The sequence below is a fragment of the Anaerocolumna xylanovorans DSM 12503 genome (genome assembly GCF_900143645.1).
Taxonomy (GTDB): Bacteria; Bacillota; Clostridia; order Lachnospirales; family Lachnospiraceae; genus Anaerocolumna; species Anaerocolumna xylanovorans.
This window is the reverse complement of the sequence record NZ_FRFD01000017.1, coordinates 20,663-40,482: the sequence shown is the minus strand read 5'-3', so window position 1 is coordinate 40,482 and position 19,820 is coordinate 20,663. Positions and strand designations below refer to the sequence as shown.

The 19,820-nt window shown below is 42.5% G+C and carries 16 protein-coding genes; 12 read left to right on the top strand and 4 right to left on the bottom strand.

All coding sequences use genetic code 11. The features are described 5' to 3' along the window. Positions 1-324: 324 nt before the first annotated feature. The 3 genes from BUF11_RS22460 (at position 325) to BUF11_RS22450 (ending at position 5,574) form a co-directional block, all read left to right on the top strand. Positions 325-2,763: a GH36-type glycosyl hydrolase domain-containing protein gene (locus tag BUF11_RS22460; RefSeq protein ID WP_073591127.1), complete on the top strand. Its 2,439-nt coding sequence runs from the start codon at positions 325-327 to the stop codon at positions 2,761-2,763. Between the two features lie 195 nt (positions 2,764-2,958). Continuing rightward, positions 2,959-4,800, top strand: coding sequence for an adenine deaminase (gene ade, locus BUF11_RS22455; protein WP_084558833.1), 1,842 nt, complete (start codon positions 2,959-2,961; stop codon positions 4,798-4,800). A gap of 66 nt (positions 4,801-4,866) precedes the next feature. Beyond that, complete coding sequence (locus BUF11_RS22450; protein WP_139243489.1) at positions 4,867-5,574, top strand: class I SAM-dependent methyltransferase; 708 nt, start codon at positions 4,867-4,869, stop codon at positions 5,572-5,574. On the opposite strand, the gene BUF11_RS22445 is transcribed toward BUF11_RS22450, so the two are convergent. Beyond that, positions 5,534-6,403: a serine hydrolase domain-containing protein gene (locus BUF11_RS22445; RefSeq protein WP_073591126.1), complete on the bottom strand. Its 870-nt coding sequence runs from the start codon at positions 6,401-6,403 to the stop codon at positions 5,534-5,536. The two genes, BUF11_RS22450 and BUF11_RS22445, sit on opposite strands and share 41 nt — an antisense overlap. Before the next feature lie 147 nt (positions 6,404-6,550). Between BUF11_RS22445 and BUF11_RS22440 the strand changes: the two genes are divergently transcribed. After that, complete coding sequence (locus BUF11_RS22440) at positions 6,551-6,847, top strand: hypothetical protein (protein WP_073591125.1); 297 nt, start codon at positions 6,551-6,553, stop codon at positions 6,845-6,847. A gap of 126 nt (positions 6,848-6,973) precedes the next feature. After that, positions 6,974-7,600 (top strand): ECF transporter S component, encoded by a 627-nt coding sequence (locus BUF11_RS22435; protein WP_073591181.1) that lies wholly within the window; start codon positions 6,974-6,976, stop codon positions 7,598-7,600. Between the two features lie 12 nt (positions 7,601-7,612). On the opposite strand, the gene BUF11_RS22430 is transcribed toward BUF11_RS22435, so the two are convergent. Beyond that, on the bottom strand, positions 7,613-8,059 hold the full coding sequence (locus BUF11_RS22430; protein ID WP_073591124.1) for a YaiI/YqxD family protein: 447 nt from the start codon (positions 8,057-8,059) through the stop codon (positions 7,613-7,615). 67 nt (positions 8,060-8,126) lie between these two features. Next, positions 8,127-8,681 carry a prolyl-tRNA synthetase associated domain-containing protein gene (locus BUF11_RS22425; RefSeq protein WP_073591123.1) on the bottom strand — a complete coding sequence of 185 codons (555 nt, stop codon included), beginning with the start codon at positions 8,679-8,681 and terminating at the stop codon, positions 8,127-8,129. A gap of 130 nt (positions 8,682-8,811) precedes the next feature. On the opposite strand from BUF11_RS22425, the gene BUF11_RS22420 reads away from it, so the two are divergent. Then, on the top strand, positions 8,812-10,560 hold the full coding sequence (locus tag BUF11_RS22420) for an ABC transporter ATP-binding protein (RefSeq protein ID WP_073591122.1): 1,749 nt from the start codon (positions 8,812-8,814) through the stop codon (positions 10,558-10,560). Between the two features lie 64 nt (positions 10,561-10,624). Beyond that, entirely contained in the window at positions 10,625-12,379 is a 1,755-nt protein-coding gene (locus BUF11_RS22415; RefSeq protein ID WP_073591121.1) for an ABC transporter ATP-binding protein, read from the top strand. A 98-nt stretch (positions 12,380-12,477) separates the two neighbouring features. Here the strand turns inward: BUF11_RS22415 and BUF11_RS22410 are convergent, their stop codons facing one another. Continuing rightward, a complete protein-coding gene (locus tag BUF11_RS22410; protein WP_073591120.1) occupies positions 12,478-13,362 on the bottom strand; it encodes a MurR/RpiR family transcriptional regulator in 885 nt (294 codons plus the stop codon). A 370-nt stretch (positions 13,363-13,732) separates the two neighbouring features. On the opposite strand from BUF11_RS22410, the gene BUF11_RS22405 reads away from it, so the two are divergent. From BUF11_RS22405 to BUF11_RS22385, 5 genes are all read left to right on the top strand, one after another. Then, complete coding sequence (locus BUF11_RS22405) at positions 13,733-14,680, top strand: transketolase family protein (protein WP_073591119.1); 948 nt, start codon at positions 13,733-13,735, stop codon at positions 14,678-14,680. A 70-nt stretch (positions 14,681-14,750) separates the two neighbouring features. After that, positions 14,751-15,569, top strand: coding sequence for a transketolase (locus tag BUF11_RS22400; RefSeq protein ID WP_073591118.1), 819 nt, complete (start codon positions 14,751-14,753; stop codon positions 15,567-15,569). Then, positions 15,566-17,095: an FGGY-family carbohydrate kinase gene (locus BUF11_RS22395; RefSeq protein ID WP_084558830.1), complete on the top strand. Its 1,530-nt coding sequence runs from the start codon at positions 15,566-15,568 to the stop codon at positions 17,093-17,095. Before BUF11_RS22400 ends, BUF11_RS22395 begins: the two co-directional genes overlap by 4 nt. Positions 17,096-17,159: 64 nt before the next feature. Beyond that, positions 17,160-18,263 (top strand): substrate-binding domain-containing protein, encoded by a 1,104-nt coding sequence (locus BUF11_RS22390; RefSeq protein WP_073591117.1) that lies wholly within the window; start codon positions 17,160-17,162, stop codon positions 18,261-18,263. A 69-nt stretch (positions 18,264-18,332) separates the two neighbouring features. Continuing rightward, positions 18,333-19,817: a sugar ABC transporter ATP-binding protein gene (locus BUF11_RS22385; protein WP_073591116.1), complete on the top strand. Its 1,485-nt coding sequence runs from the start codon at positions 18,333-18,335 to the stop codon at positions 19,815-19,817. Positions 19,818-19,820: the final 3 nt, after the last annotated feature.

Genomic DNA, 19,820 nt, shown 5'->3' with positions numbered 1-19,820 from the left:
TCTGATAAAAGGCGGTGCTTTTACCGCCGTTCATATATTTTATATATTTACTATGAGTAGTTTATCACAATATTATCAATAAAAAAAGGAATTAATTCTAAAATATTCATGAAAAATGAATAGGAGATATGAAAATTATAATATATAAACAGGAAGATTCATAAGAGAATACGAAAGTTTCGTAAAATACTTTGAGGCGATTTATGTTTGTACTTGGATGATTATTGCATCACAATGAGTTATAATGTATAATGGAGAATATAGAAGGTTACGGATTTTGTTACGAAAGTTTAGTGAAAATATGAATGTAAAGGAGAGCACAATATGCAATTCGGTTATTTTGATGATGCCAGGAAAGAGTATGTTATTACCACTCCTGCTACCCCTTATCCATGGATAAATTATCTAGGGTCTAAGGATTTCTTTTCTCTGATTTCCAATACAGGAGGCGGCTACAGCTTTTATAAAGATGCGAAACTAAGGAGAATCACACGCTTTCGCTATAACAATGTGCCTTTGGATTTAGGAGGAGGCCGCTATTATTATATTAATGACGGTAAGGAGGTATGGTCGCCCGGTTATGCACCTGTCAAGAAAGAGCTGGAGCGTTATGAATGCCGCCATGGAATGGGCTATACCAAAATAACCGGTGAGAAAAACCACATAGAGACGGAAATCACCTTCTTTGTACCTCTTGATTTCAATGGCGAAGTACATAAAGTAGTAATTAAGAATACAGGAAATTCCAATAAGAATATAACCCTGTTTTCTTTCATAGAATGGTGCCTGTGGAATGCCTTGGATGACCAGACGAATTTCCAGAGAAATCTTAATACCGGAGAGGTGGAAATAGAAGGTTCCGTTATCTACCATAAAACAGAATATAAAGAAAGGCGTGACCACTATGCTTTCTTTTCGGTAAATGCTCCTACTGCCGGTTTTGACTCTGACAGGGAGAGTTTCCTTGGTACCTATAATGGTTTCCAGAATCCTGACGCCGTATTGGAAGGCAAATCAAAAAATTCTGTGGCTGACGGCTGGTCCCCCATTGCTTCCCATAGTCTGGAATTAAGCCTGGATCCGGGTGAGACCAGAGAATATGTATTTATCTTAGGTTATGTGGAAAATGACCTTGAGGATAAGTGGAAATTAAAGAATGTAATTAATAAAACAAAAGCTTATCGGATGATGGAGGAATTTTCCACGGCAGAGAAGGCAGACGGGGCTCTTAAGAAACTGGCGGACTACTGGGAAGATTTACTCTCTGGATATACTCTTGTTTCAAGGGATGAGAAGTTAAACCGTATGGTGAATATCTGGAATCAGTATCAGTGCATGGTGACCTTTAATTTATCCCGAAGTGCTTCTTACTTTGAATCCGGTATCGGCAGAGGTATGGGCTTTCGGGATTCGAACCAGGATTTATTGGGTTTCTTGCATCAGGTACCGGACAGGGCGAGAGAACGTATTATAGATTTGGCTTCCACCCAGTTAGAAGACGGCGGGGCATACCACCAATACCAGCCTTTAACCAAGAGGGGAAATGATGAAGTCGGAGGAAATTTTAATGATGATCCGCTCTGGCTTATACTTGCTGTGGCTGCCTACGTTAAGGAAACCGGGGACTGCGGCATTCTTAACGTATCCACTCCCTATGATAATGATGAAAGCAAGGCAGCGCCACTGGCTGACCATTTAAAAAGAGCCTTTGATCATGTCATTCACAATCTGGGGCCCCACGGGCTGCCCCTTATCGGAAGGGCCGACTGGAATGACTGCCTGAACTTAAACTGCTTTTCCCTGGAACCGGGAGAATCTTTTCAGACAACTACCAGCAAGGATGGCAGAGTGGCAGAATCTGTTATGATAGCGGGAATGTTTGTTTACATCGGTAAGGAATATGCAGCTCTTATGAAGAAGACCGGAAATGAGACGGAAGGCTTAAGAGCAGAAAAAGAAGTCCATGAGATGGAAGAAATTATCATGAAGTATGGTTATGACGGGGAGTGGTTTTTAAGGGCTTACGATGATTTTGGAAGGAAGGTTGGCAGCAGGGAATGTAAGGAAGGCAGGATATTTATTGAGTCCCAGGGACTTTGTATTATGGGCGGTCTTGGGCTGTCGGACGGCAAGGCTGTTAATGCCCTTGATGCAGTGGAGGAAAGGCTTGGAACCAAGTATGGCCTTGTGCTAAATAACCCAGCCTTTACAAAATATTATGTAGAGTATGGTGAAATATCCACCTATCCTGAGGGCTACAAGGAAAATGCAGGTATTTTCTGCCATAACAATGCCTGGATCATGTGCGCGGAGGCGGTTGTTGGAAGAGGTGATAAAGCATTTGATTACTATACCAGAATTGCCCCGGCGTATACGGAAGAATACAGTGAGATACACCGCATGGAGCCCTATGTCTATTCCCAGATGATAGCAGGAAAGGACGCAAAGCGTTTTGGCGAAGCCAAGAATTCCTGGCTGACTGGTACTGCTTCCTGGAACTTCGTTGCCATAACACAATATATCCTTGGCATTAAGCCGGATTATGACGGAATACTTATAGACCCTGCTATTCCGAAAGAATGGGATACTTACCAGGTGACCAGAAAATTCAGAGGAGATATTTACAGGATTACTGTAAATAATCCCAACCATGTATCAAAGGGTATTGAAAGAATGTCCGTAGACGGTAAGGAAATAGTTTCTGCGGTGATACCCTTTGCAGGTGATGGAAGGGTACATGAGGTTATTGTTACAATGGGTTAGGATTTCTATATTTATAACATAAAAAGAGCCGATAAGGCTCTTTTTTTGAAGGGAGAATAATTCATAAATAATTTATTTGACAATTGCATAGACATTTGAGTAATATAGTATTTAAAAAATTCAGCAGCTATCAGGGTATTTGCAGATAGTAAGATTCTTAGAAGGATTCTAACCGTTAGTAAGGAGGTAGCAGGTATGGAAGTGTTTCAAGGGATAAAGGCAGATGAGTTGCTGCAATCAGAAGGATTTAAGCAGTCAGTAACCATACAGCAGGAGAGAATACAGGCTGCAGCCGGGAAAAGGCAGCCGGATACTATTTTTAAAGGCGCCGGAATTGTGAATGTATTTACAGGGGAATTGGAGTTTGGAGATGTAGCTGTTTATAAGGGAAAGATAGTTGGAGTCGGACGGTATGTGCAGCCGGAATCACTAATCAGACAGCAGGCAAAGATAATAGACTGCCGCAATAGATTCATAGCGCCGGGTTTTATTGACGGACATATCCACATAGAAAGCTCCATGCTATCCCCCGGGGCTTTTGCAAAAGCAGTGGTTCCCCACGGTACAACCGCCGTCATTACCGATCCCCATGAGATTGTAAATGTGGCCGGAAGAGCAGGACTCCGGTATATGCTAAAAGAATCGGAGGGGCTTTCGGTTAAAGTCTACGTGATGTTACCCTCCTGTGTGCCGGCTACCCCTTTAGAGGAATCCGGGGCAGTATTGCAGGCAGAAGAACTGCTGGAATTCATGGGAGAGAAAAAAGTTCTGGGACTTGCAGAGGTAATGAACTTTTTAGGAACCGTAAGCGGAGAAGAAGAGCTGATAAAAAAGCTGGAACTGGCAAAGTATTATGGAAAGATAGCAGATGGGCATGCACCGGGCTTAAGGGGGAAGGATATCAATGCTTACTGCATGGCTGGAATTGAATCGGACCATGAGTGCGGTGAAAAGTCCGAAGCTCTTGAAAAGCTTAGAAGAGGGCAGTGGATTATGATAAGAGAAGGGACAGCAGCCAGAAACATGGAGAGCTTAAAGGATCTTTTAAAGCCTCCTTATTCAAACCGCTGCATGCTGGTAACGGATGACAGACATCCGGGAGACTTACTTCATACCGGACATCTGGATTATTTGCTTTGTAAGGCAACTGAATATGGAGCCAATCCGATTACTGCCATTCAAATGGTAACCCTGCACCCTGCACAGTATTTCGGGCTAAAAGACATGGGAGCCATAGCACCGGGCTATTGTGCAGATATGGTAATCTTGAAGGACTTGGTTCATTTTACGGTTGATTCCGTATATAAGGACGGAAAGCTTGTAGCAAAGGACGGCGGAGCGGTACAGGATGGAAATCCTGTGGTCAAAAGAGATGCAGACTGCGCTTTTACAGAGGACAGGAAGAGAATCTTCAGGTCTTTTCATTGCAGCGAATTAAAGCCTTCGGATTTCTATTTTAAAAACCAGGGCAGCTTTAAACGGATTATGGAGCTTGTTCCCGGTGAGCTGATAACAAAGGAATTGATACTTCCCTGTGACGAGGAAGAAAATTACCGGTCGGGAATTAAGGTATCCGAAGATATCATTAAGCTTGCGGTAATAGAGAGGCACTTAAATACCGGTCATATCGGAATCGGGCTTATGAAAGGATATGGCCTGCAGGCGGGAGCAGTGGCTTCCAGCATTGCACATGATTCCCATAACATTATTGTAGCGGGAACCACGGAGGAGGATATGAGTCTTGCGGCCAACTGTGTCAGGGCTGGCAATGGAGGACTGGCAGTAGTTAGGGATGGAAAAGTACTTGGTGAATTACCTCTTCCTATCGGTGGATTAATGAGTGAGGAAGATGCCGGGATTGTGGATAAAATCCTTGAAAAATTAAAAGAAGAGACTTATAAGCTTGGCATCAAGGCGGGAATCGACCCTTTTATGACCCTGGCTTTCCTCTCGCTCTCTGTGATTCCAAAGATCAAGCTGACCACCAAGGGTCTTGCCGATGCAAAGACCCAGGAAATACTGCCGGTATATTTTTAAGATCAGTTTATTGTGCCGGCTATAGAGCGGTCAGAAGGCAGAACAGACAGGCAGGAGGCAATGAGTATGGAGTATATGGGAAACAAAGAATATTGGGATGAAAAATTTGCAAACAGAAGTGACAATCCATTAAGTCCGGAAGAGTCAGTGACTGAAAATATTGAATACTTTAAAACCGGCACGGTTCTTGATATAGCGTGCGGAGATGGCAGAAATACTTTATATCTGCTGGAAAGAGGATTTGGTGTTACCGGAGTGGATTTTAGCTGCAAAGCACTTGAGCGTTTGAATATGTTTGCAAAAAGAAAAGGGTATCCGGTAAATACAAGGCAGATTGATTTGAGTGTTAAAGACTCTTTAGCTGCTCTTGGGATATTTGATAATATTCTGATTAATCATTATAGACCGGATAAACAGCAGCTAAGGGAAGTCGAAAGCCATATTGCAGATTATGGCCTCCTGTTTATCAGCGGATTTGGACATAAACACAAAGCGGATTCCAAAATAAAAGAGGAAGATTTAATCCAACCGACTGATTTTAAAGATATGGAGAAATCCTTTGAGCTAATTAAATATACGGAAAATCAGGATGACAGGGGCTTTTTGTTACTTATATTTTCCGTAAAAGAAATTCATATTAATCCCCATGCATTTTGCAGGCTTGCCAGCAGATTGCCCGCAATCTGCGGTGCTGCCCAAATGGAACGTGAAAATTGCTTTTCAAATTTTCGCATTAGATTCCATATCCAGGCAGAATTTCCTGTTCCATTGTAAGCCTGATAGCATCCGATCCTTTTTCAAGATCTGCCAGATAGGTTATCATAAGCTGCTGTTCTGGAAAGACATAGCATTTTTGACCCCATTTACCGTTGATGCTGTATCCGTCTTTGTATTTCCAGAAATAATAACCGTATCCTCCTTCGCGGTTCATCTGCTGGATGGCGGTAGCCTCCTTAACCCAGCTTTCAGAGAGGATTTGTTTGTTATTGTACTGGCCGTTCTGCAGATATAGCTGTCCCAGTCTGCTCAATTCATTTACTGTCAGAGATATTCCGGAAGCTCCATAAAAATGTCCGGAGGGACAATTCATATATTCGGGATTTTCGATACCAAGCGGTTTGAATAATCTGGTATCCAGATACTTTATAAGATGTTCACCCACAGCCTTTTCCACAGCCGCTCCCGCCAGATATGCCGGGATATTGGAATAATCAAAGACAGGCGTATTGCTGTATTGGATAGGAAAAGTCAGAGAAAAGTCAAGCCAGTTATTACCCTCCGGGCGGAAGGGGTATCCTGGAACTGACATAGTGAGCAGCCTCTTAATGCTTATTTTTCGTAAGGTCTCTAATTGCTCATGGGTGACATCAGTTGGTATTTCCTCTTTTAAATAATCGTAAAGGGAAGCATCAATTGAAAATTTACCCTCTTCTGCAGCGATGCCTGCAGCAGTTGAAGTAAATACTTTCGTTGCCGAATAAATAGGATGCCGGTTCTCGGGAACAAAATCGTACTTATTAACAACCAGTCCCTGATAAAAGACTTCTATGCCGTAAACAGGCCAATTATTTTCTTTGACCTTTTGAATAAAATTTTCAAACATAATATCCCCCATTGATATTGGTTTGCTTTATTATACATTAACTTTTTTCAAAACACTACCGTGATTTATCCTGGCCGAAAATTTTTTCTTGCTATTTTTATTAATTAAAGCTAAAATAAAAGAACAAAAACATAAGGAGGAGTTGCTATGGCAAGAGGGGATACCCCTTTTTCCGGCTGTTCCATCCTGAAACCATTCACTGTACCTGGCATATGGGGCGGTAGAATAAGGGCAGGAAAGAAAAGCACTTCTGTTTATTGTTTTGGGAATCTTAACAGTCTTGACCGGGCGGTAAGAACGGCGGGAACTAAAGGAAAACGAGTAAGCGAATTTTTAGTTTCTGCTGTTGTGCTTTGGCATAAACAGCAAAGTTACATAGAAAAAGAACGCTGTTATGCCTTGAGGTTACCGGTAATCCGTGAGGCAGACAGCGTTTTTTGTTAAAAATTGATTTTTTGGCGGTAAGGCCATGAATATCAGGTTAAGATGGATAAAACAATAACAGCAGAACCGGAAACATATTTAAGTGAAAAACGAAGAATAATAAGAGAGAAGCAAGGAGGAATTCAAATGAAAACAAAAACCGGAGTAAATACACAAAAATTAACACAATTAGCATTACTGACTGCCATTATTATTCTGATGGCATTTACCCCTATTGGATATATTAAAACCTTTGGACTCGAGATTACGCTGATTGTTATACCTGTTACGGTAGGAGCTATTGTAGCCGGGCCCGCCGCCGGAGCTTTTTTAGGCGGAGTATTTGGTATCACAAGCTTTATCCAGTGCTTTGGCATGAGCCCCTTTGGTGCCGCACTTCTTGGCATTAATCCGGTAGCGACCTTTGTGGTTTGCCTGATACCGCGTATTCTGATGGGATGGCTTTCCGGCCTTATATTTATTGGGTTAAGAAAGAGCGGCCTGAAAGAAATTGCTTATCCTGCGGCAAGCCTTAGCGGAGCCTTACTTAATACCCTATTCTTTATGACAGCGCTGCTAGCATTTTTTTACCGCAGTGATTATATCCAGGGCATTTCAGAGAGCCTTGGAGGCGGAAATATCTTTCAGTTTGTAATTGCCTTTGTAGGAATTAATGGTCTGGTAGAGGCAGTTACCTGCTTTGTTATTGGAACAGCCATTGCACGGGCTCTGGATGCTTTTGTAAAGAGAAACGCCAGAGAGAGCAGGGCATAACTTAAAAAGCAATTATCCTTTTAGGAGAGCCTGGCTGCACAACCCTAGAAAGGCGGTTTCAAAATGAAGATCATCTTCTTTGGAACGCTTTTTGATGGTGCCGATGCGGCCTCCGGCTCTTCTTTGTTTTGCGGCAAGATGCCGTTCAAACATCATGAGGTCAATATTTTCTTCGGTATAATATTTGCCGTTTTGATTGATGGCGTAAGCCTTTTTTCCAAGGGCCATGGAGGCAACACCATAGTCCTGTGTTACTACGATATCTCCCTCTTTGGTGCGGTTGATAAGGGCGATATCCACGGCATCCGGCGCCTTGCTGACTTGTAGTATTTCACAATAATCTGATTCTAATATATGGCTGGTGTCGATCACCATAAGGACCTTTATATTAAGGCTTTTAGCCACATTTTCTATGATGCTCTTTACCGGGCAGGCATCCGCATCGACTAATATCTTCATTAACATCCCCCATTCTTTTTAAACTTCTTTTAGCCTATATTATTATACCGCTTGCACCGGAACAATATTACTGTAACTTTACCGCCGTTATTGTATGATGAATAAAGGGAAGGATTTTATCTGTTAAATCAGAAGTTTTAAGCTTAAGGCTGGATGTGTTAATACAGGGATGGCAGCCGAAGTATTCTTCTTTTAAGACGTCTTCATCAACCAACAGCTCCACCCGGTTATTCCTGTCATTCATCAGTCCCAGTACACTGACAGAGCCGGGCGTGATGTCAAGATGTTCTTCCATATATTCAGCCGGAGCAAAGGAAAGTCTTGGGCTGTTAATCTGGCGTCCCAACTCGGCGGTTTTGAACTTTTTATCACCTGGCATCAATAAGAGATAAAATTTTGTTTTTTGTGAGTTGCATAAGAATAGGTTCTTGCAAATATTAATAGCAAGAAGTTTATCAATGTCATGGCAGGCCTCAATGGTAGGCGTAACATCGTGGTCTAGCCGGATAAAGGGAATTTGCAGCTTTTCAAGCAGGTCATACACCCTTATCTCTTTTTGGAGACGTCCCTCCCCGGAAGGTCTTGTTGTATACATAACAGGATCAATATAAAAGTCACTCATGGCTGTCCTCCTTTGTTGTAGTTTAGCACGTTAAAGGTAAAGTGTAAATGAGTTGTGAAATAACGCTTGAAATCCTCTCTGAATTACTCCATAATAAATAGATGTGCGGAAGATAAGGGAGGTTTTTTGGATGAAAGAAGCGAATAAAATAGTAAAACATATAAAGAAATACTGGCTGTCCTATTCCTTGGGAGTGCTTACCCTGTTTATAGTGGATTTTGCAAGCCTTTACATACCCCAATTTACCGGGGATATTACTGACGGACTGGAAATGCAGACTATTGGAATGGACGGGCTTCTTAACGGTATTGTAAAGATACTTATTGTGGGAATTATTTTGGCTGTCGGAAGATTTGCCTGGCGTTATTTTATCTTTGGCTCTGCCAGAAATATAGAATGTGATTTACGGAATGATATGTTTGCCCACCTGGAGACTCTTTCCATGGGCTATTACAATAAGAATAAGACAGGGGACTTGATGGCCCACTTTACCAATGACTTAAATGCTATCCGTATGGCAGCGGGACCGGCAGTTATCTGCACCTTTGATGCGGTTATCATGACAGTTATGGTGCTGTGCAAAATGATACTCCATGTGAACCTAGGGCTGACACTTCTTGCTGCCATACCTTTGGTATTTATTGCGGTAGGAGGAGTATTTTACGGAAAATCCATTGAAAAAAGATTTGATGAGAAGCAAAAAGCCTTTTCCGACCTTTCTGACATGGCACAGGAGAGTATATCCGGTGTAAGGGTAATCAAGGCCTTTGTTCAGGAAAGAAAAGAAATTGCCGCCTTTGCCAGGGCAAATAAGGAGAATAAGGATAAGAACATGGGAGTTGTAAGAATTCAGGCAACGGTGATTCCTCTTTTGGATATCGTTATCGGAATTTCCAGCCTTATTACCCTGCTTTACGGCGGATATCTGGTAATTCAGGGAGAGATTACCCTGGGGCGTTTTATTGCCTTTAACCAGTATGTCGGTATGCTGGTATGGCCCATGCTGGCAGCAGGAGACAGCATTACCTTTATCTCCCAGGGAATTGCTTCTGCAAGGAGAATACAAAAGATCTTCGTAGAGAAACCGGAGATTTTTGATGGGGAGGATGTGCTGCCTGTTGAAAGCCTGGAAGGCGATATCAGCTTTTGCGGTCTTACTTTTGCTTTTACCGAGGTAACATCAGAAGTTCTGAAAGACATTACTCTTGATATTGAAAAAGGCACTACCTTAGCGGTGCTTGGAAGAACAGGAAGCGGTAAGTCCACCATTGCTAATCTTCTCCTTCGTTTATATAATACGGAGCCTGGAATGATTGCCATAGACGGGCATGATATCAACAGGATTCCCCTAAAGACCCTTAGGGAAAACATTGCCTATGTGCCCCAGGATAATTTCCTGTTCTCGGATACTATCCGCAATAACATTGCCTTTGGTACCACAGGAAACGAGATGATTAAGGTGCAGGAGGCAGCAAAAGCCGCCTGCATCCATGACAATATTATAGAATTTCCTCTCCAGTATGAAACTCTGGTAGGGGAGAGGGGGGTTACCATTTCAGGAGGGCAAAAGCAAAGAAGCTCCATTGCAAGAGCTTTGCTAAAGGATGCGCCGATACTTATCTTGGATGATGCTCTTTCTGCGGTGGATACCAATACAGAAGAAGAGATATTGTCAAACTTAAAGCGGGACCGTGCCGGTAAAACTACTATCATGATAGCACACCGAATATCTACCGTGCAGAATGCAGACCGGATCCTGATCCTTGATAACGGGGAAATGGCAGAGTACGGATCCCATGAAGAACTTTTAAAACAAGATGGTATCTATGCCAGAATGTATGAAAAACAGCAGTTGGAAAAGCAGCTGGAAGCCGTATGATTTTGGATTCATTATGGCGGGATTATTTTAATCATAGTAATATGCGCTTAGAACGGGGTAGAATATGGAAGAAACATTAGAATATGGCACCGGTAAGAAACGGAATGTGCTGAAAAGGCTGCTGGCATATGCAGGGCCCTATTGGCTCTGGGTAGCCTTTTCCTTAATATTGGTATTATGCATTACGGGGCTGGAACTGTACCGCCCGATTTTAGTAGGACAGGTAATTGATGAATTTATTACGAAGAAGAATTTTTCCGGAGTAAGGCATATAGCACTTATCTATCTTTTGGTGCTGCTGGCAAGTTTTGTCTGCAATTTCCTCCAGACCTGGATATTGTCCTTAACAGGGCAGAATATTATCTACAATATCCGTCAGGAGGTCTTTGAGCACATACAAAAATTATCCTTAAGGTTCTTTGATATTACGCCAGTGGGAAGGCTTGTAACCAGGGTAACCAATGATGTAGAGGCACTGAATGATATGTATGCCAATATCCTGGTTAAGATGATTAAAAATGTTGTTAAGATTATAGGCCTTGCTGTGGTGATGCTAAGCCTTAATGTCAGGCTTTCCTTTTATGCCTTTTTACTGATCCCTGTAATTATTGCCCTTACCTCCTTATTTACCCACATATCAAGAAAGACCTACAGGCAGGTAAGAACCAGACTTACTGCTATTAATACCTATCTTTCCGAACATTTATCAGGGATGAAGATAATACAGATATTTGTAAGGGAAAAGGAAAAGCAGAAGGAGTTCGAAGAGAAAAGCAAAGACTTATTGAGAGCAAACTTTCGGGAAATGATGGTATTTGCCATTTTCCGTCCCTCCATCTACATGCTTTCTGTTATTGCTATGGTAATTATTATTGGGGTAGGCGGAAGCGCTGTTATTAAGGGCGCGATTACAATTGGGACCCTTTATGTTTTTATCCAGTATATTGGTTCCTTTTTTGATCCGATTCAGGAATTATCCGAACAGATAGGAACTCTCCAGTCAGCCATGGCCAGTGCGGAGAAAATCTTTACCATTCTGGATGAAGAGCCGCTGGTGGTAAAAAAAGAAAGTCCCACAATGCTGTCTGCTATCAGGGGGAGGATAGAATTCGACCATGTCTGGTTTGCCTATGAGGAAGAGAACTGGATACTAAAGGATGTAAGCTTTGTGATAGAGCCTGGGCAGAGAGCTGCCTTTGTGGGAGCTACAGGTGCCGGCAAGTCCTCGATTTTGAACCTTATCGGCAGGTATTATGATATCCAGAAGGGCCGTATTACCATAGATGGCGTGGATATTAAGGATATGGATACGGACCAGCTAAGAGGAGCAATCGGACAGGTACAGCAGGAAGTGTTTCTCTTTACTGGTGATATCAAGAGTAATATCCGCCTTAGGAATGAAGAGATTGCGGAGGAAGAAATTAAAAGTGCTGCAAGATATGTCAATGCAGACCATTTTATTGAAGAGTTAAATAATACCTATGAAGAAACGGTAACGGAAAGGGGCAGTACCCTTTCTGCCGGACAAAGGCAGCTTTTGTCCTTTGCCAGAACCCTGGCTTTCGACCCGGCTATTCTGGTTATGGATGAGGCTACAGCGAATATTGATACTGAGACGGAACAGCTTATTCAGGAAGCGTTAGAAAAACTTATGACGGGAAGGACCACCATTATGGTAGCCCACAGGCTCTCTACCATACAGCATGCAGATATCATCATGGTAATGCATAAGGGCAGGTTGAGGGAGAGCGGAACCCATCAGGAATTACTAAACCAAAATGGAATCTATCGAAAGCTGTATGAATTGCAATTGCAATAAATATATAACGGGCTGTTTGTATTTTGATTAATCCGGTCAAAATGCAAGCAGCCCTTCTTTTACTCCAAAATGGAGCGGCGTTGATGGAGTGATGGTTTTTAATCCCTGGGAGTTTTGCTTTTTAACTTATTTACACGCAGCCCCCTGGCTGTAATTAGCATCTTTTCTTCGGCAGTTTTGCGCATCCTGGAGACGACACCCATGCATAGAGCTTCCAGAATAGCCTGCTCTGCAATGCGCCTTGCGATAATTTCTTTCCCGGCAGTAGTGTCGGTAGTAACATTGTAAAGCTTGATATCACTGTATTTTGTAAGCTCTGACTTTCCCATCTGGGTAATGCAGATGGTGGTTGCACCGAATTGTTTTGCAAGCTTAATGCCTTCCACCACATGTCTGCTGCTGCCGGTGTGGGATACGGCTATGGCAACATCGTTTTTAGACATATTGCATACATTGATAAGCTGCATATCCGGGTCACTGTCCACGTAAGAAGTCAGACCGATACGGCGAAAGCGCCTGTTTGCGAATTCACAGGGAAGAATGGCATCTCCCAAAGAAAGGAATACAATCCGCTTGGCCCGGATGATTGCGTCGCAGGCGGCTTCATAATCCTTAATAGCCACAATATCCAGGGTTCTTCTTAATGTCATGATATTAATTTCAAATATATTCTCTACAATTTCAGTCATGCCGATATCGGGTTTTATAGCTATGGGCTCTCTGGTGTCGGTATGCTCTGAAAGCTGGGCAGCCAGCAATTCTTTCATTTCAGAATAGCCGGAAACTCCGATGGTTCTGCAAAACCTCATAATAGTAGCTTGTCCGCAGCCGCATTTCTTGGAAAATTCCTGGAGGGACATTGCTGAAACCTCCTGGGGATTGGCCAGTACATAATCGGCGGCTTTTCGCTCTGCCGATGAGAAACTGGATAAAAGAAACTGGGTTGTGGCCAGAATGTTTCTTTTGTTTTCGATAGTACCCATATTAAAATTCCTCCCATACACATTAAAACCATTTATATAAATGAAAAATGAAGCTGTTCATCTGCTATCATTATACATTAATTTGGAAAAAATTCAATATACAAGAGAAAAATAAATATATAATAGTGCATAATGCACAATAATAAAGACGATAATTCGTATAATATGCGCATTGTTTATATTGAAAGATAAATATATACTTAAAGCGTAATCCAGAAATAAAAACGAAATGTGGAGTGAAAGAAAGTAATGCAATATGTGCATAATTGTAATATGCAAAAGGGTTAGTTTGAAAAAACAAAAGCTGTTTTTTCAACTACCAATAAACGAATATACAATTGATAATTGTATATTCAGAAAAGAGGTTAATATGAAAAGATCATTCAGAGCTGTTTTGCTTGAAGCACTTAATAGGAATGCAGAAAACTATCCTAATCTTGTGGTCTTAAACGCTGACTCGGCAAGAGCGTTAAGTCTGACGAAGTTTACTGCTACATATCCGGATAGAATGTACGGCATGGGAATCAGTGAAGCAGACATGCTCTCCACAGCAGCAGGTATGGCAGCAACAGGATTAATACCTGTAGTAGTAGGTTTTTCAATGTTTGTTTCAGAGAAACCCTTTGAACAGATACGGCAGTCAATAGCCTATCCTAATCTAAATGTTAAGATTATTGCTACACACAGCGGTCTATGTGTAGGACAGGACGGTGCTACTCACCAGGCATTAGAGGATATTGCCATAATGAGGATGCTGCCGAACTTTAAAGTATTTGTATCAGCAGATGTGACGGAAACCAAATCAATTGTTGATGCCATGATGAAGTATGACGGACCTGCTTATTTAAGACTGGGAAGAGATATGGCAGAAGATATCTATTTTGAGGATAAGGTTTCTATTCCGGGGGGAGCAGATGTTCTCTTGGACGGAAAGGATGTTACCATAGCTGCCTGCGGAATGATGGTTGAGCCGGCTCTAAAGGCTGCCAGGGCACTGGAGGAGGAGGGAATAAGTGCCGCAGTTCTAAACGTTTATTCCATTAAACCCATGAATGACAAACTGCTTCTTGAATATGCATCCAAAACAAGCGCCATAGTAACTGCAGAGGATCATATGAAAGCAGGAGGACTTGGCGGAGCGGTAGCTGAACTTATAGGGCAGGATCATCCGGTTCCTATCAGAAGAGTCGGCGTAAATGACCGTTTTGGAGAATCTGGTTCTCAGGAAGAGCTGTATTTAAAATACGGACTCACGGCTGAAAGGATTATGGAAGAAGCCAGAATCGCAATCAGTGCAAAAAGGCAAATAGTAAGTTGAAAAATAAATTTTTCAATTACGAATTAACGAATATCCAATTGCAGATTGGATATTCGGGAAAGAGGGTAAGATGACAAGGAATATTGTCGAATTGGAACAGAAAGCAAAGCAATTAAGAAGGGATGTTATTGAAATGGTATTCAGTGCCCAGTCAGGGCATATAGGCGGTTCTCTTTCCATGATGGACGTCCTGGTTGCATTATTCTACGGAGAGATGGATTATGATTCCCAAAATCCAAACAGAAGTGACAGGGACAGATTTGTACTTTCAAAGGGGCATACTTCACCGGGGTTGTATTCAGTACTTGCCGATGTAGGATATTTTCCGAGAGAAGAGCTGATGACCTCTTTTCGCTGCATTGGCGGAATGCTTCAGGGGCATCCGGCCATGAATAAAACTCCCGGAGTGGAAATGACCAGCGGGTCCTTAGGAATCGGGCTGTCTGCAGCAAACGGCATGGCCTTAGGGAACAGGCACCAGAATATTGGCAGCAGGATTTACTGTATGTTAGGAGACGGAGAAATTAACGAAGGCCAGATATGGGAAGCGGCAGCAACAGCCGCACAGTATAAGCTTGATACAGTAACTGCCTTCATTGACATGAACGGACTCCAAAACGATGCCTCCACCAAGCAGGTAAAGGATATGCTGGATGTTAGAGCGAAGTGGGAAGCCTTTGGCTGGAAGACCTTTGATATAAACGGACATGACTTTACAGAGATTTTTAAGGCAATTGATGAAGCAAAGCAGACAAAAGGACAGCCTTCTGCCATACTGTGCCGCACGGTAAAGGGCAAAGGAGTTTCCTTTATGGAAAATGTAGTGGAATTCCATGGAAAGACGCCCAGTAAGGAAGAGTACCTTCTGGCATTGGAGGAACTTTCGTGAAAGAGAAAATTTTTATCGGTTGTGATATCGGCACCTCCAGCACTAAAACAGTGGCAGTGGATATTAACGGTAAAGTACTTGCCCAGGCGGTAAAAAGCTACGGCATCATCCAAAAGCATCATAACTGGGCGGAACAGGATGCGGCAGTATGGTTTGAGGCAGCGGCAGAAACCATTCAGGCTGTTGTGAAAAAGATTGATGAAAAAGCCGTGGAAGCAATTTGCATCAGTGCCCTTTACGGAGGAACCGGGGTTATGTGTGATGCCTCTATGGAATCTATCAGGCCGTCTATTATCTGGATGGACAGAAGAGCAGAAGAGGAAAGCAGATGGATAAGAAAGAATGTCGGTGAAGACAGGATATTTGAAATCTCCGGAAATGGAATTGACTCTTACTTTGGGTTTACAAAGCTCCTGTGGGTTAAAAACCATGAACCGGAAAACTGGAAGAAGATACGCTTTATCCTTCCGGTGCACAGTTACATTTTATACAAGCTGACCGGTAAGGTAACCGTTGATTACTGCTCAGCCGGAAATGTAGGCGGAATTTTTGATTACCGCTTGCGGGAATGGTCGGAAGAAATGTGTACGGAGCTTGGAATCCCCTATGAAGCACTTCCCAAGGAATTTCATGCGCCCGGTGAAATCATAGGAACGCTGAATGCAGAATATCAGGAAAAGCTTGGTTTTAACCATGAAGTAAAGATATGTGCCGGTACGGTAGATTGTATTGCTTCTATGATAAGTGCAACCATCGTAAGAAATGGAGATAATGCCGCAGTGCTAGGCACGTCATTGAATTGGGGATTTCTTCATGACCGTTTGCCGGACAATCCGAGTCTGGTATCCATGCCTTATGGCTTTGACAGTAAGAAGCTAAGCTATACCTATGGCGGTGCTTCAACGGCTGGTGCCCTGCCCAGATGGTTTGTAAAGAGCTTTTTTGGAAATGAAGATGCATCTAACTATGAACTGCTGGAAAAGGAGATTGCAGAAAACCAGATAGGAGCAGGAAGCAATGGGATTATTGTTCTTCCATACTTTATGGGGGAGAGGACTCCAATTTGGGATGAGAATGCAACCGGACTGATATTCGGGCTTACCCTGTCCCACACAAGAGCGCATATATACAGGGCGGTCCTGGAATCGGTAGCATACTCACTGCTGCACATTATGGAAGCTATGACCGGAGACGAAGATGATGTAAGAAAAGACAAAATCAACAAGATAATCCTGGTAGGCGGCGGTTCCAAATCGGAATTATGGAAATCCATTTTTGCGGATGTTACGGGACTTCCGGTATACACACCGGTAAACCCCGTGGAAGCACCTTTAGGAGACGCCTTTATGGCAGCTATGGGTACGGAAAATATAAAGGAAACTTCGGTGATTGAGGAGTGGGTCAAAATGAATCCTCCCGTTAATCCTGTGATAGAAAATAATGTGGTTTACAAAAAATATTTTGAAATGTACAAGCAGTTATATATGGATTTAAAAGATACGATGGGCAGGCATTCCCGTTTCTGATTTAAGATGTTTACCTGGGAGATAAGGTAAATATAGATATTAATTTAAAGGAGGATTCGAAAAAATGAAGAAGGTATTAACAGGAATCTTATGTGTGGCAATGATAGTCCTTATGATGGGCGGCTGCAGCAATTCAAAAGAAAACAACAAGGGAACCGAGGGCAGTGGGGATACGGCTAAGGTTACGGAGGCAGCAGATGCAACAAAAGCACCTGAGGCCACAAAGGAAGCAACAGATGATAACCAGACGATTGATTTGACAAAAGTAGATTACAGCAGTTATACACCTGCAAAAACCAGTTATAATTTTGTATTTATTCCGAAACTTGTACATGAATGGTATGAGGACGTTAAGGTAGGTATTGACCAGGCGGTTGCAGAGCTTGCAGCAAAAGGAGTTACCGTTAAGTATACCTGGGATGCTCCCGCAGAAGCAATCGTAACAGACCAGATTGCTAAGATGGAATCAGCAGCAGCTTCACAGCCGGATGGTATATCCGTAGCTATTATTGATCCTTCTGCAACCACTTCTGTAATTAATGAGCTGGTAGGTTCGGGAATCAAGGTAAGCACCTTTGACTGTGATGCTCCCGATTCCAACAGGCTTTTCTACTGCGGACATTCCACTAACTATCAGGATGGCTATGATATTGCAAAGGTACTTGCAGATGCTATCGGCGGAAAAGGACAGGTGGCAGTACTTGCAGGAAGCTTAAGTGCTTCCAATCATCAGGACCGTGTAAAAGGCTTTAAAGATAGTATTGCAGAGAACTATCCGGACATAGAGATTGTTGATACTCAGGCGGACGATGATTCCGTAGAAAAGGCATTATCCATTACCGAGGGCTATCTGTCCGCATACCCTGATTTAAAAGGTATTTATGGCTGTAACGGTGCAGCACCCGATGGTGCAGCCAGAGCGGTAAAAGATGCCGGAAAGTCCGGAAAGGTACTGATTGTAGGAATGGCAGAGGATGAAGAAGCAATGGGTTATGTAAAGGATGGCACAATCCTTTGTACTTTAAAGCAGAGCGTTACGGCATATGGATATAACAGTGTTTACAATATGATGATGCTTGCCGACGGAAAAGAACCAATCGCATCAAATTTTGAATTACCTGCAAATTTCGTGACAAAGGATAATGTTGACCAATTTTTAACAAAATAGAAATGATAGAGTATCTTGGAAAGGCTGCGGCTTTTCCGGGATACTCGGATATCCCTGGAGGAGTACCGGATGGAAAAGTTATTGTTGGAAATGAGAGGAATCACGAAAGTATTTCCGGGTGTAAAAGCTTTAAAAGATGTAAACCTTGCTGTACCCCAAGGGGAGATACGCGGGTTAATTGGCGAAAACGGTGCAGGCAAAAGTACCTTAATGAATGTATTGATGGGGATTTATAAGGCCGAGCAGGGAGAATTGTTTTTGGACGGAGAAAAAATAGAAATAAGTTCCCCTGCAGAAGCTATAGCAAAGGGAATCGGAATGGTTCCCCAGGAATTGAATCTGAATCCATATGTCAGCGTTGCAGAAAATATATTTTTAGGAAATGAAATAAAGAACAAGTTCGGAATGATAAACTGGGAAAAAACCAAAAAAGAAGCAGTTAAGGTTATGAATATAATCGGATTAAATATTGATCCGTCTGATATAGTATACAGGTTAAGTACCGCACAACAGCAATTGATCCAACTCTCAAGAGTTCTGGCAACCGGTGCAAAGCTTTTGATATTTGATGAGCCTACGGCTTCTCTTACCACCCAGGAGACAGAGGTACTGCTTAAGCTGATGAAAAAACTGCAGGTCCAGGGTAAGACGATTGTCTTCATAACCCATCATTTGGAGGAACTCTTAGCGGTAACAGACCGTATTACCATTATGAGGGACGGGCAGGTGGTATATGAAGATGATACGGTGAATATGAATGAATCCCTCCTGATTGAGCATATGGCAGGAAAAAAGGTTGTGAAAACAGAGCGTGCCATACGGGAATTGAAGCCGGATATTCTGTTAAAGATAGAGAATTTCAGCAGGGAGAAGGAATTTTCCGAGGTATCCTTTGAAGTAAGAAAAGGAGAAATCTTTGGTATCGGAGGACTTGTCGGTTCCGGGCGTACGGAACTTATCAGTGCGATCTTTGGCATTACCAAAAAAAGTACGGGGCAGATATATATAGACGGCAAGGAAGTGGAGATAAAGAATCCCACACAGGCCATCAGCCTTGGAATGGGTTTTGTTCCGGAAGAAAGAAGAAACCACGGAATCTTTCCCATGCTGTCCGTGCGTGAAAATATGGTGATTTCTTCTTTGAATGAAATCTTTAACGGTCTTTTCTTAAAGAAAGAGAAAGCCAGAAGCGTTACTAACAGCTATATCGAAAAAATCAGGATAAAAACACCCTCTACCGAAACGCAGATAAAGAGCCTTAGCGGCGGAAACCAGCAGAAGGTAATTCTTGCAAGGTGGCTGGCAAGGGAGTCTAAGATTCTTTTTCTGGACGAACCCACCAGAGGAATTGATGTAAATGCAAAGAGTGAAATATACAGTCTGATTCATCAATTAACCAAAGAAGGCATGACAGTTATAATAGTTTCCTCCGAGCACGAAGAGCTTTTACTCCTGGCAGACAGAATCATGGTTATGCATGAAGGAAGAGTAAAAGGAATTGAAGATGCAGCAAAGATGAAGCAGCAGGATATCTTAGAGATAGCTTTAAAGTAGAGG